This is a genomic window from Pseudomonas nitroreducens, assembly GCF_014204515.1.
Taxonomy (GTDB): Bacteria; Pseudomonadota; Gammaproteobacteria; order Pseudomonadales; family Pseudomonadaceae; genus Pseudomonas; species Pseudomonas nitritireducens_A.
The window spans coordinates 1-26,766 of sequence record NZ_JACHLI010000018.1 but is presented as its reverse complement, the minus strand read 5'-3'; the positions used below and the strand labels follow the sequence as shown (position 1 = coordinate 26,766).

Sequence of the window (26,766 nt, the reverse complement as noted above, 5' to 3'; positions counted from 1 at the left end):
TCCTTACCAGGTCGGGACAGCGGCGGCACCGTTAGCCAGGCCGTAGGTAGAGAACGTTGCATCGGCCGGCGGAGCAGGTACCTGCTTGCGAGTGAGGTTCATGTGGAAGATTCCACCCGTAGAGACGCTGCGCATCTTCATGTGCACGGACTTTCGTCGCAGCTGGAATTCCTCCTTGCGCAGCGCCTCCTCCGCCATGAGTACAGCAGGATTGAGACCTTTGCGCTCAGCTAATACCCGCAGGCTCTCCGGAATGCCGCCGCTGGTGTCGGCCGGGCGAATTTGGCTGCGGTCACTCAACAGCCGGCGCAGGCGGTCAACGCGCTGATTGCGCCCTACCTGGACATAGCCGGTGATGGTAGAAGGGACAGGTTGAATACCCGCAACAGTGATCCCATCAACGACCAGCATCTGAATCAGGCCGCTCTTGTACATGAAGGACGACAACCCGTCTTTGGTGCCAAAGACACGCAGAACGTTGCCTGGTGTGGCGCCGATGAAGCTGCGGGGTTGAATCCAATGCGGGAAGTCGATGCCGAGCCTGATGTCCGGGCACTGCTCGCAGAAGCCGTGCATACGAAATAGCACGCGGGCAAAGAACGCGGAACCTTCGAGCTGTGGGTTCAGGGTGATGTCGCAGTAGTGAGTAGTCATTGCCTGTCCTTAACCTGGGCGGCCCTTTCAGGCCGCCCTCTGACTTAAACGAATGCGCCGCCGCGAATCAGTACAGCAATCACGTAGTGGAGGTCGTCAACGCTGGTCACCTCCTCCAGCGATTTGCTCGAGGACAACTCTTGCACCCAGGTGGGGAGCAGCGAGCGCATCAGGCTGTAGAAGTCGCGTTTTTCAGCTACGCGAGTGGAGATCTGGTGTGTCGACACAACACCCAGTGGCTCAACTGCCTGGACACCAAAGTCTTCGTGGCCATGCCACTCGTCGATGATACGCAGGGCGTTGCCGAGCTTCTGCTCGTGGAAAGCGCCTTGGTTCCGGCAAATGTCGTTGACCTTGTAGAGAAGGCGGCTCGGGGCATTGTCCGGCTTGTCCATCAGCATTTCCTGGCTCGGGTAAGCCTGCATGCCCCGGCCCATCTCGTAGAAAGCAGTGACACGGGTGTGGAGTGGCAGGCCGGTGCGCGAAAGCGCCTTGCCAATCAACGTGCCAAGCTTCTTCGCCTTCACCTGATCCTCAGGGGACATTTGCTCCAGGGTGAAGGTGTTGTAGGACGGAGTGAACTCGAACTTTTCCTGCAGCGAGTGGGTATTCACTTCGACAATGATGCGCTTACTGGTCGCAGTCTCGTTGTTGCGCCACATCCATCGGCCGCAGGCCAGTGGTACCACATACTTCTGGCCCAGGAAGTCATAGCCACCCTTGGCCGCGTAACCCTTCGTCAGCGCCAAAAGCAGACGGTGGATCTCGAGGTTGTTAGCCATATGCGGAGCCAGGCTCTGCGGCAGATACTTGACGTCGAAGTCCACCATCAGGAAGGGCTTGTCTTCGGGCATGAAGGCACATTCAGTACGCTGCGGATTCGGCTGGAGAGCCTTGGCCAGATGGTCTTCGACAGAGCCCTTCTTGTCCTTCTGCCCATGCACGTCGTAGGCCTTTGTCGCGCGCACGCCGCGCTCTTCCACGATGATGGGTTGTTTGCCGGCGCCCTGGTCATCAGAACAGGCAAACATCAGGCCACGGCCCTGCTCAATGGAGCGGCGGTAGTTCAGCATCGTTGGGAGTTCGATCATGGTGGTCATAGCAATATCCTTAAAATTGAGCTGAATTCAGAGCTTCGATCAGATGACTTTTCGGACGCCAGGATGCTTTGCAGCAGCCTCCAGGGCATCGTCCAGTGACTGGAACACAGTGACGGTCGGATGGATTACCCACGAACCCAGCGGGCGCATGGTCAAGCCTTCCAGAGTGATCCCAGGGGCCGCTACATAGATCGGGATTCCCTCGCCCATGGCGAGGCCTACTTCGACAAGAGCACCTTTCAAGGGAAAATCGTCGGGCTCAACGTAGAGAAGAAGGCACGATGCCCCACTGATCTCACCCTTGATGCGACTCCAGAGTTCCCCGAAGCAAGCGGTCTCCCCTGCCCCAGCTTCATCGATCCAGGTGGAGATGATGTTCCATCCCTTCTCGTCGCGGAGATGCCGCCACTGTGCGGAGCGCTCAGGAATACTGGCCCGGCTGGCCAGGTAGAAACCCTTACCCGCTTCAACAATTTCAAACATATTGTGCATCCTCGGTAAGCAGTGCCGGCGCCGACATCGGGAGCGCGTGCTGATAGCCAGTGACTCGATACAGGTAGTGTTCCGGAACGTGCTCGTAAGCCCAGAACGAACGGCGCCAGTCTTGCTGGTACAGGGTCACGCTGTCGCGGATGGTGTCCAGGTTGACTGCACGGATCACCGACAGCGCCGGCTCAACAAAGTGCTGCCCCCCGCGCGGGGAGCACACCCCATGGAAACCTACGACCGCCGGCAGCAGTAAGCCCTGGTAGCTCTCGGTCAAATAGGCAGGGATCTCGTTGACCTCTTCGGCAAGAACGTACTCGCCCAGGCCGATGTCCCCGGAATCTACCTGCTGGAACTTGTGGCGATTGGGCTCCACACCTTCAGCCTTCACGATGTCGAATGTCGGCTGCACAGCCAGCGGTTCATCAAGATCGGGCACGTTGGGGCTTGTCCAGGGGCGCAGGAGAGCGCTCTGGTAGATCATTGCCGTCATGGCCTTGAGCACCGTCGTGTCTTCAGACCTGGCTTTCTGACCGAGCTCCTGGCTCATGTCCTCGATCAACAGGCCTTGGGTCGGGTAAGCCCGAGCATAGCTGCGCAGGATGTCCATCCAGTCACTCGACACAGCCAGATCCAACGGCTGGTCATAGTGCTCACCCGGCAAACCAAGGAACACCGAGCCACCGGCAAATCGGAGGGACGAACTCAGAGCCTGATTGATCTGAAGCGTACCGATCTCGGACGCCAGAAGTTCGTCGAAAGCCTGGCGCTCCGACTCATCTTCAAAGGTAATGCAGATGGTGATGGCCGCTTTACCGTGGGCACGACGAATGTCCATCAGCGACGGCATCGTCATGAGGCCACCTGCCGGTTCCTGTGGTGGCCGGCGCGGCGTACCTTTGTCGCGGTCGAGGCTGAAGTACACCAGGCTGAACGCACCGGTCTTGAAGGTGTTCCAGCCAAAGTAGTCACGAATGACACGCTGGATGTTGTGCACCATCCCGCCCACGGCCGACATCGAAGGCATACCGGCAATCATGTCGTTCGGCCGGATGTTGGCCGCCGAATAGCTGAAAGGGATGCTCAGGAAGAGCTGGTTGGTTTCCGCGAAGGTGTTCAGGGCCTTTGGGAGGCTCGGCTCCAACTTCTCCGCCGGTTCTCCCGCGAACTTGTACAGCGACTCGCGCAGGCGGCGAGAGATGTATCCCCGCTCAGAACGAGTCAGGTTGCAGAACTCATAGAGTTCGAGCTGCAGGAAATGGGCATAACCATCCAGGGAGGCCTGAGTGGCACAACCCAGCAGAATCTCCCGCTCGGCGAGGGCGAACTTCGACAGTCGGTCACCGCCGAGAATCTCGGTCATGGTGATTTCGCCCTGGTCGATCATCTTGTTAACGGTCACGCTGGCACGGGCCAGGTGCGCCAGAGCATGTTTAACGAGATCATCGAGCCGTGCCCCGAGCAACTCGGCGGCCGGTGGGTACAGCGGCGCAAGCGCATCTGCATCGTTTTCGAAACGGGGACGGTGGCAGACACGCAAGGCTCTGTCCCGCGTAACCCAGTACAGAGTCCGCTCAGCCTTCAGGCGATCACGCACCTGGCTACCCGGCGAATGCTGCTGCGGCAGAAGAGCCTGGAAAGCCTTGACCTTGCCGTTGCCGACAATGGAAGTGAAGAACGTGCCGCTGTTCTGCGGCTTGGAGCCACCCACAGAGACCGTGGTGTGCTGCCGGCGCCACTCAAAGGGATCGTCTTTGAGAATGCTCAGGTAGTAGGAGTTGTGGACGTCACGCACCAGGCCCGCATTGTTGATCGGCGTGGCATGGTGATAGCCGTCTGCGACGGGGAGACGAACATGGTTCAGGCCAGTCCCGACAGGGTTGTTGAACAGGGACGCCTTGGGCAGCTGTATCTTGGACTCCGCCAGCTCCTTGGTGAGCAGAACCTCGGCCTCGAAGCGCCCGTCGATCATGTGGATCACGCCGAAGTAGAGGGCAGCCAGGAAGGGCTTCACGCCCTCTTTCTGGCCCAACCACAGGCGCATCTCTCCCTCCGAAGGAGTGTGATCCAGGCCCAGCATCTTGCCGATGATGTCGTTTCGCTCGTCCATGAACACGCGGAGCATGTTGTAGGGGACGCGGCGGTCGACACCGAAGTTGATCATGAAAAAGTTCTGCGCCGGGCCGTTCTTGGCATCGCCTACGGACGTAACAAGGGGGCGCTCGGAGGAACAAACGATGCCCAGGGCGGCCTGCTCTTCCGTGGTCATGGTCACACCGAGCGGCAGATCTTCGTTGCCCAGGGCGTTGATCACCAGAATGCGCGAGTCCTTGGACTCGTACTCCGGGAACTGAGTCTTGAGCGACTTGCCCAGGCCCTTGAGGAAGCCATCGCGCGCCGTCGAGCTTTGAGGCAGCTCAGACGACTTGTCGATGTGGGTGGCCAGGAAACGCACGCCGCGATGGAGAAACTCCATCGCACTGGCTACGCCGGGCACTACGGGAGCCCCGATCATCGCCTTCTCGTAGAGCTCATTGAAGACAACCCAGGACGCTTCGCAATCCTTGTTGTCCTCGATCTGCAGAATACCGCGCTCTTCCAATGCCTTGGGGAGGTTGGCCAGGACAGAAGCCGAGAACTTCGGGGCGAAGGCCACACCCAGGAGGTACTGAAGCACCCTGGGGTAGTCGGATTCAGGCTGCTGGACGTACAGCGCATAGCGCTGGGCCTTCAGTTGCTTCTCGTAGCCACCTTCGTGGTCTGCGAAAAGCCAGGGTGTAGTGTACGAAGACATCGATGAGGTCTCGGGGCTAATTTGGCAGAGCGTCAATATATAGACAATTGCAGAAGGCGCAAGAGGCCAGCAGCGGGTTTCTACATTTTTTGGTGCCTAAGAGTTTGCCTGCTCTCTGGTGAACAGCAAATTCCGCATAATCAGTAGGTTAGAAGCCCTTCCGCCGTGGCAACAGGCCACTAATTTTTGGTTGCGGAGCGTGCAATTTCCCAGATATTCTGCACATCTCATGAGTCATGCTCGTCAAGGTTCATGATCGACCGTTCCTATGCCCTGCGGTCGCTAAATTATGAAGCAGACATGTTCTGTGGGCCCGAGCGAGCACCGTCGAGCGAGGTCAGGCATTAAGCGCCGAATATCGTTCCGCTGGGCATCGGCCAGCACCCACGACCTGAAGGTCGCTAACAGACAGCAATCGTCACACGCATCACAGGAATCCTAGGATGGAACTACACACAGGGCCCATGACGCTACGCCACGAAGCGATCACGCCCATCAGCGGGAGCCCCTGCTCCGCTATCACTGACATCGAGGGAGAGCTCGTCATCGACGAGGGCGGCCAAGAAGTCATCGCCGGCCGGTTCAAGATGCTCTACGTCGACTTCCTGGAGTCGGGGTTTGAGATGCCCGAGATCATCAACGAGGCTCACGAGCTCCAGCAGTTCGGATTGATCTTTGATGAGGGTCGCGAGATGTACAGCGACCAGGTAGCTGCGCTTCTCGGCCCGCTTATCCAGGAGCGACCGAACCTCATCATCCTGGAGAGCCTGGAGCTCATCGAGAAGTACCGTGGCCTGGGGATCGGCAAGAAGATCGTCGACCGCGCCCTGAAGCTCTACGGCAACCAGGCTGAAGTTGCAGTGCTCAACGCCTTCCCCATGCAGATGAACCACCCCATCCGCTCGGATGAGTGGATGCGCAGCATGAACTATCGTGACCTAGACGGTGACATGCCCAAAGCCACTGCAAACCTGATCGGACTGTTCGAGGGGATGGGCTTCCAACAACTCCCTGATCGCGCTGTGATGGTCAAAAACCTCTGGCGATGAGCCAGGAGCCGGCATCAATGCCGTTCAACGTTGGCGGATGATGACATCCAAACGCCTTATTCTGCCTCAAGGCAGCTCAAAGATTTAACGGATAGTGCCGCCGGCCAGACCGGCAAGGAGCAGTAATGAGTCTATTGGATGGACAGTTCTCGACAGTCAGTTTCGCGGCAGGAGCTTCCTGCACAATGAACCCTGTCGAGAACTTTGCACGCGGCCCGCTGGCCGCGTTGTACCTATTGCAACTGGCAGCCGATGTGCCCCTGGATGAAAAAGCCCTGCAGCTTGCCGTTCTGGTAGGGCTTCAGGCATGCGATTCAACTCCCCCTACCATCTCCAGCCTCGCAGACGCTTGGGCCCAGGAATCAACTCTCCAGGCCTTTGCCATGGCCGTCCGCAGGGCCTGGCTACCAGGGGACTCCGCAACTTAAGCAGTGGCAGGCGCCGATCATCGTTGAGCTGCCTCTTGGCAGTATGAACGTCGTTGCCGGCAAGCATCGTAGAGCTGCCTGGTGGCAGTGCTGTTTGCGCTCGCGTGGAGAGCTACTGGTAGCAGCCTTACGGCCGCACCTGCTGATCGCGGCGTCGCGGGGAGCTTCATTGAACTGCATAGATGCAGAAATGCTCAGGCGCTAGTTGATCTGCTTGGATCAGCCTGATGGCAGCATGGTCAGACTCTAGGGGAGCTACTTGCAACTGCCTCGTGGCAGCCAGGACATGCTTTCGGCGAACAGCCTTGAGCTGCATTGCTGCAGCATGATTCTGCATCGCTTCCAGAAACGTTGAGCTGCCTGGAGGCAGTTAAATCTGGTTGATGATTCGATGAGCTTCTTGGAGAAGCGGCCAGCGGCGTTAGCCGCCCTGACCCTCAGTCGTTGAGCTGCCTAGATGGCAGAGGTTCTGGTTCCGTCGATCTTGGATCAGCCTCGAGGCTGTAACCTCATTAAATGGTCAGCGTGCTCCTGGAACTGCCTTGTGCCAGCAGATGTCTGAACACCCTCTTCCTTGATCGCCCTTCAGGGCGCATACCATCGTCTACCGGTTGCGTTTGCAGTCATTGAGCTGCATTGATGCAGCGAAAATGTTCCATCTCTGCAGTCTGACTCTGAACTGCCCTACGGCAGCATCAAAACCTGCACTCGACCACCATCATTGACCTGCTTGAAGCAGCACGGGCTCTAACAGTTTCTACTCGTAGCTGCCTTGTGGCAGTACAGGGCGAGCTCTGCATTGAGTGCCCTTGCAGCAGTATTTCTGCAGTCCTGGAGCTGCATTGCTGCAGCGGAAGGCTGACCTCCGGAACCACGCGTTGAACTGCCTCCAGGCAGCAACAAAAGTCATTCACTTCAAGACTTTGAACTGCCTACCGGCAGTGGAACTCAGTCGCTCGCTTCCCGCCACGTGGAGCAGCCCTACGGCCATGTTCGTCAAGACGGCTCTGATGATTCTTGTACCTGCCTGTCGGCAGCTAAAACCGCACGGCGTACTCCAGACGTTGACCTGCCTTTTGGCAGCAATTGCCCCTGAGTCTTACTATGAACTGCCTTTCAGACAGTGGTCGATCTGAGAATATGACCGGTCATTGAGCTGCCCGTGGGCAGAGACTACGGCATCCAGACTCAAGTCGTTGAGCTGCATTGAGCAGTGAACAGAGCGCGCTGCTGCGGCTACGCTGAACTGCCTGTAGGCAGTTTGGAGAAGACTTTCCACCACCTTCTTTGACCAGCCTTAGGGCTGAGGCGTGGTTGTGCAATCTATGATCTGCCTTAGGGCAGAGGGACGGCTATTTGAACATCAATCTCGGAGCAGCCTGGTGGCTGTGGTGCATCGGGGAAAAGGAATTTCGGGGAGCTGCTTGCTCAGCAGAAGGGGTTCCTGAACGGCTTACGCTGAACTGCCTAAGGCAGCTTCCACAGAGATGTGTCGAGTGGACGGCTTCCAGGTAACTGCCTGATGGCAGACAAGCATTGAAAATGCTGACCCTTCGAGTATCGGCATAGCTGCCGGATGGATGGGCATCGGGTTGTGATTCCTTGAACTGCCTTGAGGCAGCGCGAACGTCCGCGTCAATCGCTGAGCTGCATGGATGCAGGGGCGGATGGAGCTAGAGACTAGGCATGGAGCTGCTCTTCAGCAGTAGCGGTGCACGCGTAACCCTTTGAACTGCGCTTCGCAGCTGGGAACCCGGCAATTTGCCCTTCCCTCTTGGAACAGCCTGATCGGCTGGTTTGCTTAATGATTTCCGACGGCTTCATTGACCTGCCTAACCGGCAGATGGCGCCAGGCCTGGGGCCGGGTTCTTCGAACACCAGGTGTGGTGGATATCAGCCTAAATGGCTGCGTCACGGGGACGGTTCAAGTGTGCTTGGAGCATTCTAGGGAATGTGGGTGTAAGCACGGCCTTCCGGACGAACATGAATCGAACTGTGTACCTGCCTTAAGGCAGCACCGCTGGCCAGGGCCAGGGCATGGATTTCTCTCCCGGCATGACCGGGAGTGCGTTGAATCGCTGCATTTTGAAAGAACGACCGGCCAGGGAACCTGACCGGTATGCAGCTGGATCAACAGCCACGGGTTGCAACATTTCACCCAACCTTTGAGCGACCTTGCGGCCGAGCTAACGACTCAGAGGGCGAATTCGGGCGCCGAGTCTGCCCTCCTCGAAAGAGGAAGGCAAGCCAAATCACGCCGGGCGCGCAAACTCACCCAGCGCGGCACAAAGGCTGCTTCGGGGAAGCAAGCTCTCCGGGCTCACAAGCTTGCGATCCTCATGGATAACGCCGTTCACCTGGCGCGCAACCTTGATGGTGATGGTCTTCTCGTTGATCTTCACCACCTGGGCGGAAACTGGCACCTCCTGGCCGCCCTTGCCGGTAAGGCGAAAGCGCCATACCGCCTTGGCGTTTGGCTTGATCCACTCAGGTACAACCATTGGTACAGCAGCCATGTCCTTAACCCTTGTTGTGGATGCGGATGGAAACCCCGTCTGGGCCATTTTCATCAGGCACCAGGGCCTGTACCTCACCCACAGCTCGCAATGCTTCGATGGCTTGCTCGGGATTAGCTTCACGAGCGATCTCGCATGCTCTCAGCCAGAGGTCTTCGCCAGTCCAGTGACCGTGACTCCCCCACCATTCAGACGTGGTCTCAGCCTCGTCCTTCGCCTGGCGGAGGTACTCGAGGGTATTGCAACACGGGCATGGATCGTCCTTCTCTTCAGGATCGAACCCGTCTGTGTCTGCATCCCACAGATACCCATCCCCTCGACACTCGTAGGTGCCCCGCTGGTAGGAGCATGAGTGCAAGGCTGGTGGATGTGGCGTTGTGTCGTCGACCAGGGTGGACATGCGACCTCCTATGGGTGATTTATTGACACGATACCAAGATTGCGAAGAAACACACAATTAGCTGGAAATTGCAGAAGCGTGTAGGATCGGCAACCACCGAAATCTGCACCTCCTTAGGACTCATCGCAAGGAACCTTCAGATGGCCACCCCCTGCACCCTCCAGACCCTCCGAGCCGGGCTCAAGCCCTGGTTGTGCAACGAATTTAAGGTCGGGGTTTACCTGCTCCTGCTGGGCACCGGGGTTCTCGCTGGGATATACCTCGGCTCGTACTACATCGGGTTGGCTTCAGGAAGATGCGACTGGATCGGTAACGAGGCCATGATGAGATTGACAGGTGGTGCCGCACCCACAAACGTCTTCAAGGCAACCCTGTACCAATATTCTACCTGTGCATTGCCGGGCATTATCTATATCGCGGTATTCCTGGCCGTTTTCGCCTTTGGATCAATCATTGTATTTAGCTCTTTCAAGTCAATTTGCAAGCACGGAGCTACACAACTGAAAAAGGAAATCGCCAGTGCCGAATAATCCCTGCGCGAATCCCACCCATCACGAAGAACATATCTCCTTCCGTTGCATGAATGCCACCAAGCACATTAAGCGGATAGCGCTTGCGGCGTTCAGCATCTATCTGCTTTGCCTTGTTAACTATTCAGCTGGAGCATTGGCGCTTAGGTTCATGTTTGCTATCAAAGGAATTGAACTTGAGATTCCATACTGGCTTCATAGCCAAAAATCCGACGATGTATCGGATCTCACGGAATTAGTGGGTATTTTTGTCTCGGGACTTGGGGTCTGTGCAGGACTCTTTGCCAGAGGAGCCATAATCCAGACCACCAAGGGCATCTGCTCCCTCAGACAGAAGGCATTTTTCAAATGACCGAAGCATCCAGAGGTTTATCCAAACGGGCTTTCGTTCTAGGTCTACGTGAAATTTATCGCGAAGACGTCAAGCCATTCTGCGCAAAGCTCAGTCGCCAAGCGTGCATCACAGCATCCGCTTTCGCACTGGCAGCAGTCTTAGTGCAGACATGTTACTTCATAGGGCTGATGATCTTGCGACCTCATTGCTTCCCTGGTGGGCGACGCGCATACGACAGACTCACCTCCTTCAATGTCTTGGATAGCCAGAACTTTGGCTTCGCTTTCTTCAATATCCTATTCGGTTGCACCCTGCTACTCGTAGTCATGACAACTACATTCTGGATCACTTCCAATATCATTGACGCCGCTAAATATGTCTGCAAACGCGGATCATATACCGACCACCTCCAACAGAATGAAAACAATGCCAAGCAATAGCGCCTCACCTCAACCAATGTCAAAGTGCAACCTGAGCACGATGAAGCGTGGAATCATCCCTTTCATGAAAGGGGATATTAAGTACATAGTCGTCCCGTTCCTATTAGTTATCGGCCTCATTGTTGGATTAATCATCTACTTACAAATGGCGCTCATGATTGCCAAGTTCCTCCCTTTCCACATTCCTCTTACTCCAGACTTAGATGCACTGGAGATTGCAACGTCGACCTACTGGATTTTCGATTCAAGTGTGAACGTCGGGGTAGCCTACAGGGGCTTTCTTATCTTCACTATCTACCTCTGGCTCCCCTGCTATTTCTTCGCGGGAGTACGCTGGGTCGTTCGTAGGCTCTGCATCCGTGGGCAAGAAGCTGAAGCGGCCGAACTGCAGGCTCCTCAGCCAAATGAGACGGATAAAACCTGAGCTACAATTTCACTCGAAAGGCGACAGCTACCTGCGCAATCAGGTAGTGTGCCGACCTACTTACCTCATAGGACACCTTCATGCGTAAGAACGCGCTTTTCCTGGCGGCAGCACTCGTCATTGCAACCGCAACCCCCAACCTGGCCCAAGCCGGTGCCGAAGCGGTCGTAGGATTTACGCCGGCAGCAAACGGCCAGAGCGCGCTCGACGTGGTGCTCAACAGCATCAAGGGCGCCAAATCCCAGATCCTCGTCGCCGCATACTCCTTCACGAGCAAACCCATTGCCGTAGCGCTCCTTGAGGCCAAGGAGCGAGGTATCGACGTGAAGGTCGTGGCTGACAAGAAAGGCAACATGGCCAAGTACTCCTCGGTCACCTTTCTCGCGAACAAAGGCGTCCCGGTACGCTTGAACGGCAACTACGCCATCATGCACAACAAGTACATGGTCGTGGATGGACGGGACGTGGAGACCGGGTCGTTCAACTACACCCAGGCGGCTGCGAAGAAGAACGCTGAGAACGCCCTACTGCTTCGTAACGTCCCTGGGCTCGCGGCCGCTTACCACGCGGAGTTTCAGCGCCTCTGGGATGAAGCAGAGACGCTGAATCCGAACTACTGATCCAACCTCGCAAAACAGCCCTGCACCCCCGCTCTGCAGGGCTTTTTTATGCCATTAATTGCGCTTGCAAAGTTCATTGAATGCACTTAATATCTCCTCACTTGATAGCTTCGGCGCATAGGAGATGCTCATGAACTTCAACCACTTGCTGGCCCAGAAAGGCTTCCAGATTCACAGTGGCCATCGCCGGTTCGCGATTGCGTTGGAAGCCGGTCATTCTGTCGTTGCGCAGACCCCCGAAGGCCGCTTCATGAACATCTCCATGAGTGGCAATTCGATGATCCTCGACACCGTCGAGAAGCCGCTCTCGACGCCTCCGTTCCACCTCGTCCCCATCGCGGTTCAACTCACGCGCACCATTGCCGGCGTTACTTCTCCAGTCGACGCGCTCGCTTTCGACCGCGTTGAGGAGAACAAGCTGAGGAAAGCCCTGGACAATCAGAGACAGGCTGACGTCGTCTCCATTTCGCCTGCTGTTGCGGCCCACCTCCTTGACCTGTTGGACGCTATCAGCCTGAATCGAGCTGACGATGGCTCGGCCGGCGGCGGTGTGGACTTCATCGATTCTGTGTGCAACGCAGCCGAGGCCCTTCCTCCCGAAACTGTCGCCCAGCTCATTGGCACCGCGATCCCGCGCCACTGATCCCCGAGTTCACCGGCCGTGTGACGGTGAGCTCTTCTACCTTCCGAACTTTGGAGCCTCAATGTACAAGGCTAGCGATTACAAACGAGGCGATTTCCGCCGCATCCTGGTGGTACTGGTTGCGATTGAAGACCTGAAAGAGCCCACTCTGAGCAACATCTGCGAAAGAACCGGGCTGGACAACCAGACTGTCCGTACACAGCTTCGTCGGGCCCAGGGGCAGTTCGGGGTCAAGATCGGTCGCGATGGTGTTCATTACGTCATCGACAGTATTGGCCCTGTGATCCGAATGACCGGCGCGCGCAAGGCCCTCACTGGTGAGATCGGTGACGTCAACGAGACAGAGATCCCCTTGCCGGATTGACTCCACGAGCCAGCACAAGGACGTTTCATGAACCGCAGGATTACCACCTCCTGGAACGAGCTGCGCGCCGCCGTCGAAGCGATGGGTGCTCGTGCACCCCTGGCCCTGGTCGAACGGGTTGAGCAGTTTGAGCAGCTCCTCGTGGAGGACGGCGCTATGGATGGTTGGCCAGGCTACGAGCCACTGACCGTCGATGCACTGACCACCTACCTGAAACAAATCGGCTTTAGCGTTTTCGCCGGCCTGGGAGTTCTGGTCGAGGAGCTGAATGCAGAAGGCAGGAGCTACGCCACCGGCATCAAGGGCGGCTGCTATGTGTTCACGCTCAACGCGGGAAAACTCGACGTTGACGTTGCGATCCCGCCTCTGCCCTGCACTCCATCCATTATGGTCAGTCTCAAACAAAAAACCCTCGACCAGCTCGACGCTCGATACCTGAGACGCCCCGAACTCACCTCATCCCATTGAGAGAAATCATCCCAATGACCAACCGATTAGCTCTAGCGCTCTGCTCTGCAATGGCGCTGGCAGGCTGCGATGACGGACGGTCTTATCTGACCTCCCTGAGCGACCGATTCGTTCGAGACATAGACAGCGCTGCACAACCTACAATCGAGTTCGACGGCGGTTATCCCGTGCTGAACGAAGGTCAAAAGTACCTCATGTTCGGCACGGCACCCTGCCCCGAAGACAAGACATTCCTCCAATGGATCACAGGTCAGCCAGGGATTAAGACTCCTGCTGTTTGCGTCGCGATTCCACCCAAGGCCAAGACAGTAGCAGTCACCCTCATCGCTCACGGCATCGTGGAAAACGAAGAATTGGCTGTGAACTGGGACATGGGCCCAGGATTCAGGCTCCAGCGCCCGGACGGCACCTATCTGTACCCAGCGCTCGAAGGATCGAAGTTCAAGGACGCAGAGCATGCAAGCAACAACTGAAATCACCATCCGGAAAGCGCTGCACGACCTGGGCGTCAGCTTCGACACCTCGGACAATCTCAACCTGGCCTGCAAGGCACTCCTGATGCAAGGTGTCCTGGTTGTCCGCGAGGCAACCGGGAATCTGTTCAAGCTCTCCTACATCGACGAATCCTGCACCCTGGAAGTTGCAGAGGGGGAAGGCATAAAGCCTGGGCTGAGCGCCAAAATCGCTTCGCAAACCATCGTTGATGCATATGCCCGGCAGAACGAACGTCATGCCGGCGTGCAGCACCCCTACGGCTGGGCCTACGACAGCCGCCCTGGCACGAACGCTGTTGAGTGGAGCCCTGGGCTGTCACAGTTCCGAAAGGCTGCATTTAGCCCCGCTGCAGGCGCGAGGAATCAGCGTCCAGTGTACTGCTCCAAGCAGATTGACAGGGCTATCGTGGCGCTCCGTGATCTGTGGGATCAGGACGAATGCCCCGCCTATTCCGAAGTTGAGACGCTGTTACGACGGCTGCTCCCGGCACAACCGACTTAAATCCCTTAGCAATTGACGGCAAAAGGACTCGAACCGTGACCACTCCTCTCGATGTCAGCTCCAACCAGCTCGACTGGCTGATGCACACCCTGGGCCTTAACTACCAGGACGAACCCTTCCGAAATCACTACGTCATCAGCAGCGGCGATGCAGATGAGCCTGAGATGGATAAGCTCGTCGAGATGGGGCTGATGATTAAGCGGCCGGCGCCCAAGTTCTGCGCAGACGACCAGATCGCTTACTACGCGACCGAGGCCGGCAAGGCTTACGCCATTGAGCACAAGCCCAAGCCCGTCCTGGCCAAGCTCAACAACTGGCAGAAATACCTGCATGATGAGTGCAGCTGCATGTTCGTCGAGTACCTAGGCATCAATCTGCCGGTTTACGAAACACAGTTCGGGAAAGGCTTTCGCATGGTGCGCAAGCGCAATTACTTCGAGGTGGAAGTAGCCGGCGAATGGGCCGCCACTCGGCAAGAGGCGAAAGCAAGCTACAAGCTGAAGCTTCGGGAGTTTAACAACGCCAGACGCGCCGAGAATAAACGCTTCATGGCACATTGACAGGTTCATTGAATGCACTCAGAATAGAGATTCAAGCCCAAGGACTGAGCGCTTCATGACCTTCAACGACTCGCAGTATTCTCGCATCATGGCTGCCTTCGAACAGCACAAGTTGACCTTCATCGACGGTCGAGCCCGCATCATTGCGCTCCTGGCAGCCGGAGACACCGTCACCGTTCGAAGTGGTGAGAGCAACATCTGGAGCATGTCCTGGGATGGTCGCAACCTGATCGTCCAGGACAGCGTGGTAGCCACCATCCACCAACAGGTCTTCCAGGTGAGCGCGCCCGCATGAGCCAACAGGCCATCGACAAATACGAGCTGATGATGCGCCTGCCGGCGGAGCTGCATAAGCTTGGCTATCGCATCCTGAGGGGCAACGGCTTCCTGGTAGCTCGGCTGACAAAGGCAGGTGAGGCCTTCGCACTCGACATCGACCAGACCTTCTACCACCTGCGTCTTAGCGCCGAGAACATACTGTCAATCGACGTGGTGGAGAAACACCAGGGCGAGTACGACATTTTCATCGAAACTCTCGACAGCTTCGCTACGCACTGAACCCAGGCGGCCAGGAGGCCCCATGCCCTTTACCTCGAAATTGTTCTCTACCGACGCTGAACGTCCCTTCAGTCAATCCTCGTTCCTGGAAGACTGCAGTGATGCCGCTAAAGTACTCCCGAAGCTGATCAAGAGCATCATGGGTAGCGAGGTGCCCTACGGCGCCCTTCTCGCCTTCATGTTCCGCCGCTTCGGCCGGCCGAACTTCAACCTGCACACACGCGAAGTCGGCGCCGGCTGGCAGATCACCACCGCATCGCCGGAGCTGATCCTGGAGGTCGTTCCTTCGCCTTCCGGGAAGGCGCTACAGCACTTCCGCTTCCGGGTGAATTTCGAGGCTCTGGTTGCCGGCGACGAATTTCGCCACGTGCGCCAGCGCCGTTGGCTCAAAGCGATCCTAGCCAAACGCAGCGACGATCACCTGCCGGACTGGATGCCGGAATGGCAACGTATCGCCGGCACCGGAGACAACTGGCGCGACAGCCTGATGGTCATCCCTGAGCGCCAGCCCTATATGCCCAAGGAAATTCACCAGGCTGCAGTTCAATTCCGCACTGACCTCATCGCTGCATATGGCGACATCAAGGCGGCACCCCGCCTGGTAGAGCGTGGAGCGAACTGGCGCAAATGGGCTGATGCTGACCCCCTCAAAACTCTGGTGAGCGCTGCTAACGAGGCCCTGGTAGACCTGATGCGCGGCGTGCAGATCCGGGATGGCGGCATCAATCCCAAGGGTCGGATGGAAAATGCTGTCTATACCGGTGATCAAAGCGCGCCCGTCGCGGCCATGGACACCCACGCAAGCAGCATGGAACTTGACGCCGCCCTCATGAAGCAGGCTGCCGACGGCGTTCCTTTCGAAATCCAACCTGCCGGATACAAGGAACACGCCGACTACTACCGCGCCTACTTCTCGGTGGACAAAGAGGAGCGCGGCCTGCGGGACGATGCTGTTCACACATCGGTCTTTGGTGGCCGGGATGCGCAATGCGACTACGGCCAGGTCTTTGCGTACATGGTCAACCGCTTCGGCTGGCCTAACGCCTGCTGGGACGACTACAAAGTGCATAGCAAGTGGGTTCTGTCCACGCCCCTGCCCCACATGCGCCTCATCGTAACTCCTCACTTCACCAGCATTTCGTCCCTGGAATTCAGCTTTGTGGTGGAGGAAGAAGCCCATAGGGCCGTGCGCGATTTTGACCAAGCTGCCGGGATGAACTGGCGCCAGCGAGCAGCGGACTGGAAAGCCCTGCAGCCTGAACCTGCGTGGATGCAGCAGTGGAAAGACCTCATGGCATCTCCGCCCGAAGGCGCGCACCAGTGGCATGTAGACTTGAGCAACCTGAGTCTCTGCACCTCCCACATGTTCCTCAAGACTGTGGGCACCTACCCCGGCGGCGAGGATCTTGCCCAGGTGGCCTTCGAATGGGCTCAGGAATACTTGCTCGCCTATCACGAGATTGAACCCGCTGTAGCCCGTCTAGTGCGGGGTTACGACTGGAACCTCTGGACTGATGATGATCCGCTCAAGCCATTGGCAGTTGCAGCCAGCGCAGCTCTGAACGAGCTGCTTGTCCCGATCAAAGTCGGAAGCGTCTGGATGAACATCAAGAAGTCCGAACACCTGGGCGATGAGCCGCGCGGGGATGACGGCAGTCTCTGTCTGGAGCAGCAGCTCCGGGAGCTGTTTCCCAGGGCCTGACCCCGGTGGAGAAAAAGGCCCCAACCGGGGCCTTATTCTATTCGCCCCACTCCTTCAACATGTAGATCCTGAGATCCGCGAGTCTAATCGCCCGGTCGTCGATCCCCATTTGGTACAGCCTCTCAAGGATCCACGAACCGCTCCGGCCGTGTATCGAGCCAATGACTGCCGCACCGTTAAGTGCGGCACTGAAGGCAGCTTTTATCTGCATGTCAGTCCTGAGGTCATCCAAAATCAGTCGCTTCGTATCATTCAGGTTTGGGAGTCCCTGATGGAAGGCACTCCTGACAAGTCGACTTCTGTCCCTGTCATATCCGTGTGATTCGTATTCTTCATTGCTGACCCCAACCAACCCATCGTAGGTGCGAAGGTATTCATCCAGCACGGCACGCAAAAAGGTCGTTTTGCCTGAGTTCGTGAGGCCGCCAATGAGAGTGATCGACCCACCGCGCTCGGTTGGCCTGAATCGTTCCATCATGAAGCGGTAGTCAACATCACCACCCTCGAGCGCGCACTGAGGTTCAGGCCAACGCTGTTCCTGGATCTTGGCGCTGAGCTGAGCACCATCAGGTTGCTTGCTCTGATGTGCAGCAACAGCAGCATCCCAGGTCGGGAAGTTCTCTTCCTTGGCCACAAGCTCAAGAGACTTGGAGTGACTGACCTTGACGCCAAGCTCAGTCTGGATCGCGGCGCGCAGGCGTTTAGCCCGCGCCTTCAGTTCGGTAGACACGTTGGTTAGCTCCGGTACGCCAGGCGCCGGTTGGATGCGGAGTTCCCATTCTCGCGGCCTGGCAGAGCTACCTAGGTCGACGGTGTGCTGCACCCATATTCACCATGCCGGGAATCGGCGGGAACGACAGGCTATGGGCGGCCTGGACATGATGATGCCCAAGCCGCTTCCTTCCGTCAATTTCCCCGTAAATGACTCAGGGAGTGAGTGGCGTCAGCCTCTGTTCCACACGAAACCCCAGGGTATCGATGTAAGGGACAAGAACGATGTTCAGCGGATTGATCAGCACGAGATCCTCGCCGATGAACCTCTCCAATCGGCGATGTGCCCCCTTCATGGTATCGGTTGTCACCGTGGTCAAGACATCGTGGCCTAACTGCACCGATCTGTAAGCGACAGCAGCCTCTGCTTCGCTCCTGATCTCTGGAATAACCACGAGCAGTACGCAGTTGTAGTATTGCGGAACTGCCTGCTCGATGTCTCTTCTGAAGACCAAAGCCCCTTCAGGGTACTGAATGTCACCCTCCCCAACCTGATAGATCATCCTGGAAGGTGTCTGGGTAAATCGTTCAGACACTAGCCGTTCCAGCATTTGATCTTTCTTCGAATGCGATGTGCCTGCGAACACAGTCAACCCCAGTCGCTCGCGGCTTGGGCGGCAGTACACCTCGGTAAGGAAACCTTCTCCCAAGCGAATGAAGTCGTGCGCGGTAGATGCAGCAGTTGGGCCCTGCACCTGTGGAACATTAAGATGACTCGCAGACGCGGTATCCCAGTTCGGAAAGCCATCTTCTTTGGCAAGGATCTCATAGGCTTTCGCCAGAGTTGGCTTGATACCAAGTTCTTGCTCGATGGCATTGCGCAAGCGTTTAGCGCGAATCTTGAGGGGATCTGACACAGTCTTAGCTCCGATGAGCCAGGCTCCGGAAGGATTCGATGCTCCCATTGTCGATGCCTGGCAGAGAGCTCTGTGGCGCCGAGAGATAGCCCATATTCACCATGCCGAGGATCGGCGGGAGCGACAGGCCATGGGCGGCCTGGGCATGATGATGCCCAAGCCGAACTCGCACGTCAATTTCGAGAAAAAGACGTGGAAGCAGGTTGCTTCAGTTCCCGGATCCACCCTGATCTACCGCAACTGGTTGAGCAGCCTCGGCCGCCTGAAGCGCCTCATGCTCGTCCAGGAACTGGTCGATTTCGAGGTAGCCGGCGTTCTGCAACTTGCCGAGGTCGATAGGCTTGGAGTCGACGAATTGGATCATGTCCAGATCGACGTAACCATCGACGCCGTGGGCCATGAACCCAGTGCCGTCGAAGTAAAGGATGCCTTCCCCGGCACCGCCGGGGAAAAGCACCAGATAGTAACCATGTTCCATCAGGAATGACTCGCTTCGCGGGCGATCTTTAGCTGCGCCGAGAAGCTTTTCTTCGCAGCCGAGAGATTGCCAGTGGATTGATCGACATCCCTGCTCACAACGTTGTCGATCTCACGACTCAGGTTCTCCCAGGCCCGCTGTAGATCGACAGCATTGAGGGATGTCGGGGTGTACTTCACATCCGCCAGGATTTTCTCTTGCGCATCGCACATCGCAAGCAGGCGGCGGATCATCTCCAGGTTCTGGACATAGCCAGAAGCGTTCGATGCATCTTCGACGGTCGTCTTCAGGGAGGGGGGCATCCGCAGGCCGAATGGCTTGCGATCAGGAATCGCGTCCTCACCTTCGATGGGGCCTTCAAGCTTTGGCCACAGATCAAAGCTCTGCTCAAGAAGCCACACGATCTGCGCATTCACAGAGCGGTTGGAAGCGTCAGCCTGGCTGTCGATCTTCGCGCGAAGAAAAGGCGGCAAGCGCAGCTGGTAGACCTTTCGAGGACTGCTGGCCATGTCTAATCCTTCTACAGTAGTGCTGGGCATCTAACCCAGAAATATAAAATTCAACACCACTATTATCTGCGAAGAATCCACTTTGCACAATGACAAAGTGACATGAAGCTCATTAACCCTCGATGATCAGCTGTAGTAGCCGGCCGAGAGGCCGGATTCACCGACGATGCGACGACGGGTAACTGCCGGGTATTCCTTCAGCCCTTCACCCGCCAGTACGCGCTGCTCGGCCAGGATTGGCGCTTTCTCGTCGTAGAGCCGCTTGCTCGCGTTTTGCCAGCCCTTGGACGAGTAATTCGGGTGAGCATCCAGCTTTCGACGAGCGCGATCCAGGTCGCCAAGCCGCGCGCTTTGGTAGCGGTACTGAGACATGAAGTGCTCGACCCCCTCCAGGATTCTTGGAAGACCAAGACGCTCGCTCAGCACAATGTTGAACAGGTCGGCGAAGACCTTGGTGGGTTCATCAACGCCCTGCTCCAGCATCCGGCAGTACTCGGCAAGAAGGGTGCGACCAGTGTCAACGCTGTACACCGGGGAGTACTCCACCCCTACTCCACCTTTGGTTCGAAGCGTCGCGCGGAATGAGCGCCCGTGCTTTTCTGAGTGGTTCCAGGTCAGGCCAATGCTCCCGCCGTCCACCATCCGGTAGAGGTACATGCAGTCGGCGGTGATTGGCTTCAGAACGAACATCAGAGTGCCCAAAAAGCGTACTGATTGGTCGCGCCGGTTCAGCTGCAGACGCTTGCAGCCAAGCACGGCCTCGAGGCGCTCTACTTCCTTCCGCATCTCTTGCATCGGGGTCTGAGCCCGGTGGCCGTGCTGATCGGTCTTTTGCATTTCCAGCTCCTTGCTGATGCAGTACTCAGGACAGGCAGTCGTACTCGCGCTTCGGCTCACCGTCTTCGAAATAGGTCACTCGGATGTCGCGGCAGTCGTATTTCTTACGCATCGAGGACAGCACCGGCCCACGGTTTGGCCAGCCTTGGCGCTTCACAGTGATCAACTGACCATCAGGGCCCTTGGTGATGAAGAAAGTCACTCTGGTTGCACGAAGTCGCTGTGCTCCGTCATGGCCGGCGTACCAATCCTTGAGGTGCTGTCCCTTGAGCGCTGCAGGCGGCAGTCGATCAAAAAGCTGCCTACCTGCCCGGAGCTTACCCTTCATCCCCTCCTTCCAGCCGGCAAGGATGTCTTCGTTAACAGCACCAACAAACTTTTCGATCACTGCATGATTCATCCGACTCTCCTTGTCGTTAGCGTCCTGAAGGGTGTTCTTCTCACTCGCCCTGGGTGCTTTCAGGTTCTTAGGTGCCCTGGGCAGTGCGAAAAGGGCGTCATTGAGATAGGCATGACGGTTAACGTCCCCAGCTTGTCGTGACACCCACTCGTTGTTGAAGCCCCAGCGCTCTCCGAGAGTCTTACCAGTCCAGCCCAGGCTCCGGAAATGAGCCTTGAATTCTTCAGGTGGAACCGGAACGGCGCGGGCCTTGGTTTCGCTAAACTGCGGCAGGCCATTCAGCGCATCCAGCCAGAGTTGACTGCGGTCAAAGTCATTCGTGTGCCGGCTCAACGTGCCGACGGAGATATCCCAGCGGACAGCCAGCGTATCTCGGTTCCAGCCTTTCCTGTAGTAACGATCCCGGAAGTCGTCTTTCTCTCCCGTCACGGGAATCTCCTTGATTGAATCTGCAAGCAATTATGCGTCTGCGCGCAATGTTTTGCAATGCGCCGCGCAATGTTTTCTCGTCAAACAGGCGACTCGCCCAACATATCCACGACCTCTGCCGGAGGCTCTCCATAGCATCGAGTCTTCTGGACGTACTCCTCGTCAAGCTCCGACGTCAGCCTGACTCCCTCAATAAACTTGCGAGCCGGGCAGTAGTCGTTGCCATAGAGGATCGCCGACCGGGCGAACATCAATTCCGCCAGGCGTGGGGCGCGAAACTCGATGTCTTCCAGCAGCGTCAGGATCGGATGGGTATTCGGCCGGCCGACAAGGCCATCGCCTTCTAGCTCGATCTGAGCATCCAGATAAGCACGAATCTCAGCCTCCTCCCCGTCTAGCGTGAGCTGTGTGTTCTCGGCCTTCCACGCAGTGAAGGATTGGACGAAGCGGCTGATTCCCAACCAGGTCGTTTCCTGGCTGGGCAACTGGGTACGCATGGCAAGCACCTTTACGGATTATTTGAGGTCAATTTCGAAGGCTTCATCCAGCCCTTTCAGCTCGAACTGGATTGAGCTGACTCCCTGACGGAACAGTATGAATCCGGCCAGGAAGCAGAAGATCGAGGAGGTGCCGTACACCGGATCTGTCGGCCCGCCATCAGGCGTTGCGAGCATCAGAAGGTGGAACGCTACGCAGCAGAAGACCTGGCCTGGAAGACACCGGGCGAAGACGGCGTGACCCTGGTCGACGCACAGGCCAATGACCAAGAGTGGCAAGTAGAGCAGAACGGCCAATCCCGCCCCGGAGATGAACATCCAGTGTCCGTACCCATGAGTCGCGCCAAAGTTCAGGAGCAGCGGCCCAATCAGATACAGCAAGAAGCTCACGGCGATCATGTTCTTTCCTTACCGGTCGGGGCCGGGCTCATAGAAGCCAAGCTGGGGATCAAATACCAGCTGTTTGAAGTTGGCGCGACGCTGGCAGCTCAGCAGAGCAGCCTCAGCCAATGAGAGATCCTCTGGCTGGTAACCAATCTCCCCGGCCGTGCACTCGGATAAGGCCAGCAGTTGCTCCTCGCTACGCAGGTTCAGCTGCGGCAGCATGAACAACTCATCCTCTGCCGGCCGGGAGTACGCACAAGACACCACGCCATTGCCCGGAGTGACCCGTTCCGCTGCGTCCATGACGAACCAACCCTGGTGCTCACGCAGGTATTGGATCTGCGCAGACTCGTCCTGACCACGGAACGGCGTTTGTTCGTACACAGCGCTGCAGAGAAGCGCATCAGCTTGCTCAACACTGTACTGCAGGGTGTAGGGCTCACGTCCCTCCTCCGCGTGGCGGCGCTGGAACAAGCCGAGTTGGCGCACCCGCTCCATAACCGTCAGCGGCGCCAGCCGGTAGGCGGCCGGGGTTTCCAGACAGTGGCCCGCATGCAAGGCCCCTCGGTTCAGTTCAGCCGAGAAGGCCTCTCTCGCGGTGCAGGGCATGCGTGGAAGCCCATCGACATGGCAGACACCCAATTCGTCCATCGCGCCCTTGTAGGGCGCCCTGGGTCGTTCCCTGGGCACATAGGGTGAGAACTTCATGTCCCGCCAGGCGTGCTCGAGCACAATCAATCCATCCAGCGACACGGGCAAGACCAGGACGTTAGGATGCGGGTGAGGTGCAAGCCTGTGCCGGCGTACCCGGCCTCCGGCCTGCACGATGGATTGAGTCGAGCATGGCTCCAGGATGCACCAGTCATGGTCGAAGTCCCGCCCTGTTTCCATGATCGAGCTGGTAGCGATGATGAAGATGACGTCCTCGTCGCCAGCATGCCAGGAAGCCTCAAGAGCAGCCTTCACATCAGGATGATCCAGGAATGGATCGCTCTGACCTTTGTTCATCCTGGTGCGAGCCAAGTGTCGCTCCAGGAAGCTCTCCTGGAGCACCCGCACTACTCCCAGGTTCTGGGCGTGGTAACAGAGCACCTTCACCACGACGCCGTGGTCTCTCAATTTGTCGACAAAAGGAGAGTCGATCATCCAGCGGACATACCCTTGCACGCTCTTCACGGTGTTGAGCCGGATGAAGCCAACGCTATAGGCCAGCTTCGTGGCAGGATCGACCAGGTGATTTTGCTTGTGCGCCAGCCGGGCAAGCCAGGTGGTAGCCCCGTAGAAGGCGTTCTGGGCGTCGGCTATCTGGTGCTTGTAGAAGCTGGCCGGCGACAGCCCTCCCAGGGCCTTATCGAGGAGCATCTCGGTATTCAGAACCTGCCGGCGAGGCGCACTGATGGCGGACTGACGCTCCTCCTCGCAGAACTTGGCCATCACCTGAGAGTAGAACTCACCGAAGCTTGTTCCCATCTGGTGGGAAACGAAAGGCGCCAGGTGGGTCACCACCATGGCCTGTGCTGCCGGAGCACCATTGAGCTGCTGGAATACCCGATAGCCACTCAAGTAGGCCGCATGGAAATTCTCGGCAACCGTCCTCGGCAACGTGGCTGAAGCAATGATCACCCGCCGGCCGCACTGCCCCGCCAGCTCAATCAAGCGTCCGATGCAGATCAGGTCATCACCCTTGTAGTCGTCGATCTCATCGAGCACCAGGTCACTGCTCAGAAGGTGCATGAGGGGGAGGATGTCCTTGGAGGACTTGAGGTCGATCAGGCGAATGACGTGGTCGACGGTCATCACAGATACCGGCGCCGACAGCAACCGCATGAGGAACCCGTCGTTTCGGATGCAGTTCAGTGGCGACGATGCGCGCAAGGGGCCTGTGTACATGACCTCCTGCTGCGCCTCCCATGGATCATCAAGCCCATGCTCAGTGCCAGGCGCGCGGCGCCAATAGGCTTGCGTCTCCTCGGCCTGCAGTATCCGGAACCGGCGTTTGAGGACATCGTCACCGACGAACATAGCAACCTGGTCTGGACGGAAGCCAATGCGTTCGCCGACGTATGCAGCGGCTGTCTGGAAAGTCAACGAGCGCATGCTGAGCATGACCGAGAATCGGGCTTCAGGGCGGCAACTCCCCATCATGGCGGCGCAGGCACGGGTCTTACCCCGGCCGGTACCGGCGGCGACAAGACAGAAGAGGCCGGCAGTGGTCGCCCGGAACTCCTCAAACGCTCGCTGTGCATGTGCCTGCCAGGCGTATGGGGAATCCGGGATATTTTCTGGCAGGGCGAAACCCGGTGGAACCTCACTGGGCCGAAGCGCCAGCGCCGAGAATGTTTGCCCACTACCGGGCTCCAGCAACCCCTCAAGCACAGTGGGCGCCAGCTGGCCAACCCTGAGCAGATGGCGCTCCAGAGTGTCGCCGTAGACATACCGGGCTCCCGTGTCCTTGGTGTTGGCAAAGACCAGCCCTTCCGGATTCCCGGTGAACGCCGGTTTCACCGCATCGCAGCTTGCCTCGTAGTCGGCGATCACCAAGCTTGCCCTGCCAACGCGGGTCAGGAGGGATAGCCAGGGGGTGCCAGAACCGAACTCCCCTTCGCCGGCCTGGAACATCTCGGACTCGACCGACGGCAACTCTACTCGCAGCGCCAGCAGCTCACGAACCGTCGACGCCACAGCCTGAACCCACTCGGAGGAATGCCAGGGCTGCCCTGTACCGGGCATCTGCATGAACCGACCAAGGCGATCCAGGTTCCGTATGTGGTGGTGCCCCTCCTCCATGTGCTGGTGGAGACCTACGTGCCTGGCCGGCAGCAAGGTGAAACTTGCATGGCGCATCGACCAAGCGCCTGCAGGGAGCTTGTGGTGTGTCAGCACCAGCCACAGCACGGACATCCAGAATGGATGCCGTTCCCATGCATGCGGCCGATTGAGGGACATGTGCTGGTGGAAGAACTCCAAATCACCGTCCGTAACCTGCTCGCGGCCTTTCTCTGCAAGGGTTATGCACCTGGCCAACATCGCTTCGACGTGCTGACGCGTCTCCTGGGAGGCCAGGGTCTGTCGGCGCACCTCAAAGAACGCTACTACCCCGCCAGGGGTCTGAAGCTGGTAGAGTGCGTCATCGGGTGCGTCGACATCGATCAGCAGCGCGCTGACCAGCTCATGTCGCAGTGGGTCTTTGACCCTGACGTCCGGGCCGAACGTGCCGGCAACTGCATCCGACAATTTTTCGCTAAACCCGTAGGTACCCTTACCCAAGTCGTGGAATAGGCCAGCGAGGCGCACGGCCAGGGAAAGGTAGCGAGCGAGAGGCGCTTCCATCCAAGTAACTCAATGGTTTGGAAGCCGCGAAGGATGCCACAGCTTCCCGCCGATGACTTCAGATTTTTGAACAAATTGCCGATAGGCAATCATCGACCGGAGAAACTCCAGAATGCGTATCAAGCTCAACCCCAAAGCGTTTGAACAGATCGGGATACTGCTCATCGGCGCAGCCATCGGCGGTACCATTGCCATCGCTTACACACTGTCCGAAGTCCTGCGCTACGCCACTCCTGAACAGCTCAAGGGACAGCTCAAGAGCCAGGCCCAAATGGTCTACGATTTCGACCAGTCGTTCTGGATTTGCAGTGGCATCCTAGCGGCTGCAGTCCTCTGCCTCCTGGTCGCGCCGAACAGCAAAAAGAGCCACCCGGCCAATACCGACCCGGACAAAGCGCAGAACAACCAATAACAAGCCGGAAAGGCGGAGAAACAATGAAAAAGTACTTCAAATCTGAACACTTTTCACACTTCAAGAATCTGCTGATGTCTGGCCTACTGGGCCTCACTCTGGGAGGCCTGGCTGCGCTGGACTTCTTCAAGTCTCGCCTGGAGGAAGTCCTCACGGCTACTCCTGAGCAAATCAAGGCAGCTGCTGCGGAAGGGAGCGCGGCCTACCCTGTCACGCTGGCACTCACTGTTACCTTCATCTGTGTCTTTAGCTGGTTTTTCGCCAAGGATGCAGTCTCTGAGAACGAGAGCAAGAAACAGGAGCCCGTTGAGTCTGTGTCGACTGAAAGTCCTGAGACTGGAGCCTGACTCATGATCAAAATCATACGTGCGACCAAGGAAACCGGTCAGGCCGTCACCACCGGGATCGCTATCGGCGCGTGCTTTGGCCTGGTCATCGGCGTCAACCTCGTTCAAGTTCACGTGGAAAAGATCGTGAAATGGCCTGCACAGAGGGTCGCTGACGTCGCATCGAGCAGCCTTAGTTTCCTGCTCGTAAGCATCGCGGCGCTCGTCGCGAGCTCTGTTCTCTTCTACCACATCGAACAGATCAAGTTAGTTGGCAGAGCGAAACCTGCCGTGGGTTCCGCAGACAGCATTGGGGAGGAAGAAATCAAGCCTCCGACACCAGACGACGCCAAAGCCTGATCCCACCAGGTCTAGAAGCCCCTCACCTGAACTGACCCCCAGATGTTGGACACCAACTCTGAGGGGTCCACATGGCAAGGCATGATGGGAAGTTCAAGCTAGAGGTGGCG

General features: G+C 57.6%; 32 protein-coding genes. 18 read left to right on the top strand and 14 right to left on the bottom strand.

Annotated elements, in window-relative coordinates; all coding sequences use genetic code 11:
- Positions 1–3: 3 nt before the first annotated feature.
- Genes cas6f through HNP46_RS20675 form a run of 4 tightly spaced genes read right to left on the bottom strand, consistent with a single transcriptional unit; the run spans position 4 to position 5,034 of the window.
- Positions 4–654: a type I-F CRISPR-associated endoribonuclease Cas6/Csy4 gene (gene cas6f, locus HNP46_RS20690; RefSeq protein WP_184592658.1), complete on the bottom strand. Its 651-nt coding sequence runs from the start codon at positions 652–654 to the stop codon at positions 4–6.
- Positions 655–698: 44 nt separating this feature from the next.
- On the bottom strand, positions 699–1,754 hold the full coding sequence (csy3, locus tag HNP46_RS20685) for a type I-F CRISPR-associated protein Csy3 (protein ID WP_184592656.1): 1,056 nt from the start codon (positions 1,752–1,754) through the stop codon (positions 699–701).
- 39 nt (positions 1,755–1,793) lie between these two features.
- A complete protein-coding gene (locus tag HNP46_RS20680; RefSeq protein WP_184592654.1) occupies positions 1,794–2,237 on the bottom strand; it encodes a hypothetical protein in 444 nt (147 codons plus the stop codon).
- Positions 2,230–5,034 (bottom strand): hypothetical protein, encoded by a 2,805-nt coding sequence (locus HNP46_RS20675; RefSeq protein WP_184592652.1) that lies wholly within the window; start codon positions 5,032–5,034, stop codon positions 2,230–2,232. Before HNP46_RS20675 ends, HNP46_RS20680 begins: the two co-directional genes overlap by 8 nt.
- A gap of 443 nt (positions 5,035–5,477) precedes the next feature.
- On the opposite strand from HNP46_RS20675, the gene HNP46_RS20670 reads away from it, so the two are divergent.
- Positions 5,478–6,083 (top strand): hypothetical protein, encoded by a 606-nt coding sequence (locus HNP46_RS20670; RefSeq protein ID WP_184592650.1) that lies wholly within the window; start codon positions 5,478–5,480, stop codon positions 6,081–6,083.
- A gap of 2,680 nt (positions 6,084–8,763) precedes the next feature.
- Here HNP46_RS20670 and HNP46_RS20665 read toward each other — a convergent pair.
- Both HNP46_RS20665 and HNP46_RS20660 read right to left on the bottom strand, forming a co-directional pair.
- The gene (locus HNP46_RS20665) at positions 8,764–9,027 is read right to left on the bottom strand and encodes a hypothetical protein (protein WP_184592648.1); all 264 of its coding nucleotides are present in this window, start codon (positions 9,025–9,027) and stop codon (positions 8,764–8,766) included.
- A 4-nt stretch (positions 9,028–9,031) separates the two neighbouring features.
- Positions 9,032–9,427: a hypothetical protein gene (locus HNP46_RS20660; RefSeq protein WP_184592646.1), complete on the bottom strand. Its 396-nt coding sequence runs from the start codon at positions 9,425–9,427 to the stop codon at positions 9,032–9,034.
- Between the two features lie 140 nt (positions 9,428–9,567).
- Between HNP46_RS20660 and HNP46_RS20655 the strand changes: the two genes are divergently transcribed.
- From HNP46_RS20655 to HNP46_RS20595, 13 genes are all read left to right on the top strand, one after another.
- Complete coding sequence (locus HNP46_RS20655; RefSeq protein WP_184592644.1) at positions 9,568–9,957, top strand: hypothetical protein; 390 nt, start codon at positions 9,568–9,570, stop codon at positions 9,955–9,957.
- Positions 9,947–10,309: a hypothetical protein gene (locus HNP46_RS20650; RefSeq protein ID WP_184592642.1), complete on the top strand. Its 363-nt coding sequence runs from the start codon at positions 9,947–9,949 to the stop codon at positions 10,307–10,309. The genes HNP46_RS20655 and HNP46_RS20650 overlap by 11 nt, the downstream gene beginning before the upstream one ends.
- Positions 10,310–10,771: 462 nt before the next feature.
- Positions 10,772–11,155 (top strand): hypothetical protein, encoded by a 384-nt coding sequence (locus tag HNP46_RS20645; protein ID WP_184592640.1) that lies wholly within the window; start codon positions 10,772–10,774, stop codon positions 11,153–11,155.
- An 80-nt stretch (positions 11,156–11,235) separates the two neighbouring features.
- A complete protein-coding gene (locus HNP46_RS20640; RefSeq protein WP_184592638.1) occupies positions 11,236–11,775 on the top strand; it encodes a phospholipase D family protein in 540 nt (179 codons plus the stop codon).
- 130 nt (positions 11,776–11,905) lie between these two features.
- Entirely contained in the window at positions 11,906–12,418 is a 513-nt protein-coding gene (locus HNP46_RS20635; RefSeq protein WP_184592636.1) for a hypothetical protein, read from the top strand.
- Between the two features lie 61 nt (positions 12,419–12,479).
- On the top strand, positions 12,480–12,782 hold the full coding sequence (locus HNP46_RS20630; protein WP_184592634.1) for a hypothetical protein: 303 nt from the start codon (positions 12,480–12,482) through the stop codon (positions 12,780–12,782).
- 27 nt (positions 12,783–12,809) lie between these two features.
- Complete coding sequence (locus HNP46_RS20625; RefSeq protein ID WP_184592632.1) at positions 12,810–13,250, top strand: hypothetical protein; 441 nt, start codon at positions 12,810–12,812, stop codon at positions 13,248–13,250.
- A 14-nt stretch (positions 13,251–13,264) separates the two neighbouring features.
- Entirely contained in the window at positions 13,265–13,723 is a 459-nt protein-coding gene (locus tag HNP46_RS20620) for a hypothetical protein (protein ID WP_184592630.1), read from the top strand.
- On the top strand, positions 13,707–14,246 hold the full coding sequence (locus HNP46_RS20615; RefSeq protein WP_184592628.1) for a hypothetical protein: 540 nt from the start codon (positions 13,707–13,709) through the stop codon (positions 14,244–14,246). The genes HNP46_RS20620 and HNP46_RS20615 overlap by 17 nt, the downstream gene beginning before the upstream one ends.
- Positions 14,247–14,281: 35 nt before the next feature.
- On the top strand, positions 14,282–14,806 hold the full coding sequence (locus tag HNP46_RS20610; protein WP_184592626.1) for a hypothetical protein: 525 nt from the start codon (positions 14,282–14,284) through the stop codon (positions 14,804–14,806).
- 55 nt (positions 14,807–14,861) lie between these two features.
- Positions 14,862–15,101 carry a hypothetical protein gene (locus tag HNP46_RS20605; protein WP_184592624.1) on the top strand — a complete coding sequence of 80 codons (240 nt, stop codon included), beginning with the start codon at positions 14,862–14,864 and terminating at the stop codon, positions 15,099–15,101.
- Positions 15,098–15,364: a hypothetical protein gene (locus tag HNP46_RS20600; protein WP_184592622.1), complete on the top strand. Its 267-nt coding sequence runs from the start codon at positions 15,098–15,100 to the stop codon at positions 15,362–15,364. Before HNP46_RS20605 ends, HNP46_RS20600 begins: the two co-directional genes overlap by 4 nt.
- A gap of 22 nt (positions 15,365–15,386) precedes the next feature.
- Positions 15,387–17,066, top strand: a complete 1,680-nt coding sequence (locus HNP46_RS20595) for a hypothetical protein (protein ID WP_184592620.1) — start codon at positions 15,387–15,389, stop codon at positions 17,064–17,066.
- 37 nt (positions 17,067–17,103) lie between these two features.
- Here HNP46_RS20595 and HNP46_RS20590 read toward each other — a convergent pair whose 3' ends face one another.
- Both HNP46_RS20590 and HNP46_RS20585 read right to left on the bottom strand, forming a co-directional pair.
- Complete coding sequence (locus HNP46_RS20590; protein ID WP_184592618.1) at positions 17,104–17,796, bottom strand: ATPase, T2SS/T4P/T4SS family; 693 nt, start codon at positions 17,794–17,796, stop codon at positions 17,104–17,106.
- Between the two features lie 196 nt (positions 17,797–17,992).
- Positions 17,993–18,694, bottom strand: a complete 702-nt coding sequence (locus HNP46_RS20585; protein WP_184592616.1) for an ATPase, T2SS/T4P/T4SS family — start codon at positions 18,692–18,694, stop codon at positions 17,993–17,995.
- Positions 18,695–18,707: 13 nt separating this feature from the next.
- Between HNP46_RS20585 and HNP46_RS20580 the strand changes: the two genes are divergently transcribed.
- On the top strand, positions 18,708–19,181 hold the full coding sequence (locus HNP46_RS20580) for a hypothetical protein (protein WP_184592614.1): 474 nt from the start codon (positions 18,708–18,710) through the stop codon (positions 19,179–19,181).
- Here the strand turns inward: HNP46_RS20580 and HNP46_RS20575 are convergent.
- From HNP46_RS20575 to HNP46_RS20550, 6 genes are all read right to left on the bottom strand, one after another.
- On the bottom strand, positions 19,172–19,681 hold the full coding sequence (locus HNP46_RS20575) for an Arc family DNA-binding protein (RefSeq protein WP_184592612.1): 510 nt from the start codon (positions 19,679–19,681) through the stop codon (positions 19,172–19,174). The two genes, HNP46_RS20580 and HNP46_RS20575, sit on opposite strands and share 10 nt — an antisense overlap.
- A gap of 126 nt (positions 19,682–19,807) precedes the next feature.
- Positions 19,808–20,518 (bottom strand): hypothetical protein, encoded by a 711-nt coding sequence (locus tag HNP46_RS20570; RefSeq protein ID WP_184592610.1) that lies wholly within the window; start codon positions 20,516–20,518, stop codon positions 19,808–19,810.
- A gap of 25 nt (positions 20,519–20,543) precedes the next feature.
- A complete protein-coding gene (locus HNP46_RS20565) occupies positions 20,544–21,347 on the bottom strand; it encodes a hypothetical protein (RefSeq protein ID WP_184592608.1) in 804 nt (267 codons plus the stop codon).
- 80 nt (positions 21,348–21,427) lie between these two features.
- On the bottom strand, positions 21,428–21,844 hold the full coding sequence (locus tag HNP46_RS20560) for a hypothetical protein (protein ID WP_184592606.1): 417 nt from the start codon (positions 21,842–21,844) through the stop codon (positions 21,428–21,430).
- Positions 21,845–21,862: 18 nt separating this feature from the next.
- Positions 21,863–22,243 carry a hypothetical protein gene (locus tag HNP46_RS20555; protein WP_184592604.1) on the bottom strand — a complete coding sequence of 127 codons (381 nt, stop codon included), beginning with the start codon at positions 22,241–22,243 and terminating at the stop codon, positions 21,863–21,865.
- A 9-nt stretch (positions 22,244–22,252) separates the two neighbouring features.
- A complete protein-coding gene (locus HNP46_RS20550) occupies positions 22,253–25,558 on the bottom strand; it encodes a hypothetical protein (protein ID WP_184592602.1) in 3,306 nt (1,101 codons plus the stop codon).
- Between the two features lie 112 nt (positions 25,559–25,670).
- Between HNP46_RS20550 and HNP46_RS20545 the strand changes: the two genes are divergently transcribed.
- From HNP46_RS20545 to HNP46_RS20535, 3 genes are read left to right on the top strand one after another with little or no spacing between them, the layout of a single operon-like run.
- On the top strand, positions 25,671–25,970 hold the full coding sequence (locus HNP46_RS20545; protein WP_184592600.1) for a hypothetical protein: 300 nt from the start codon (positions 25,671–25,673) through the stop codon (positions 25,968–25,970).
- A gap of 23 nt (positions 25,971–25,993) precedes the next feature.
- The gene (locus HNP46_RS20540; RefSeq protein WP_184592598.1) at positions 25,994–26,317 is read left to right on the top strand and encodes a hypothetical protein; all 324 of its coding nucleotides are present in this window, start codon (positions 25,994–25,996) and stop codon (positions 26,315–26,317) included.
- 3 nt (positions 26,318–26,320) lie between these two features.
- Entirely contained in the window at positions 26,321–26,656 is a 336-nt protein-coding gene (locus tag HNP46_RS20535; protein ID WP_184592596.1) for a hypothetical protein, read from the top strand.
- Positions 26,657–26,766 lie beyond the last annotated feature (110 nt).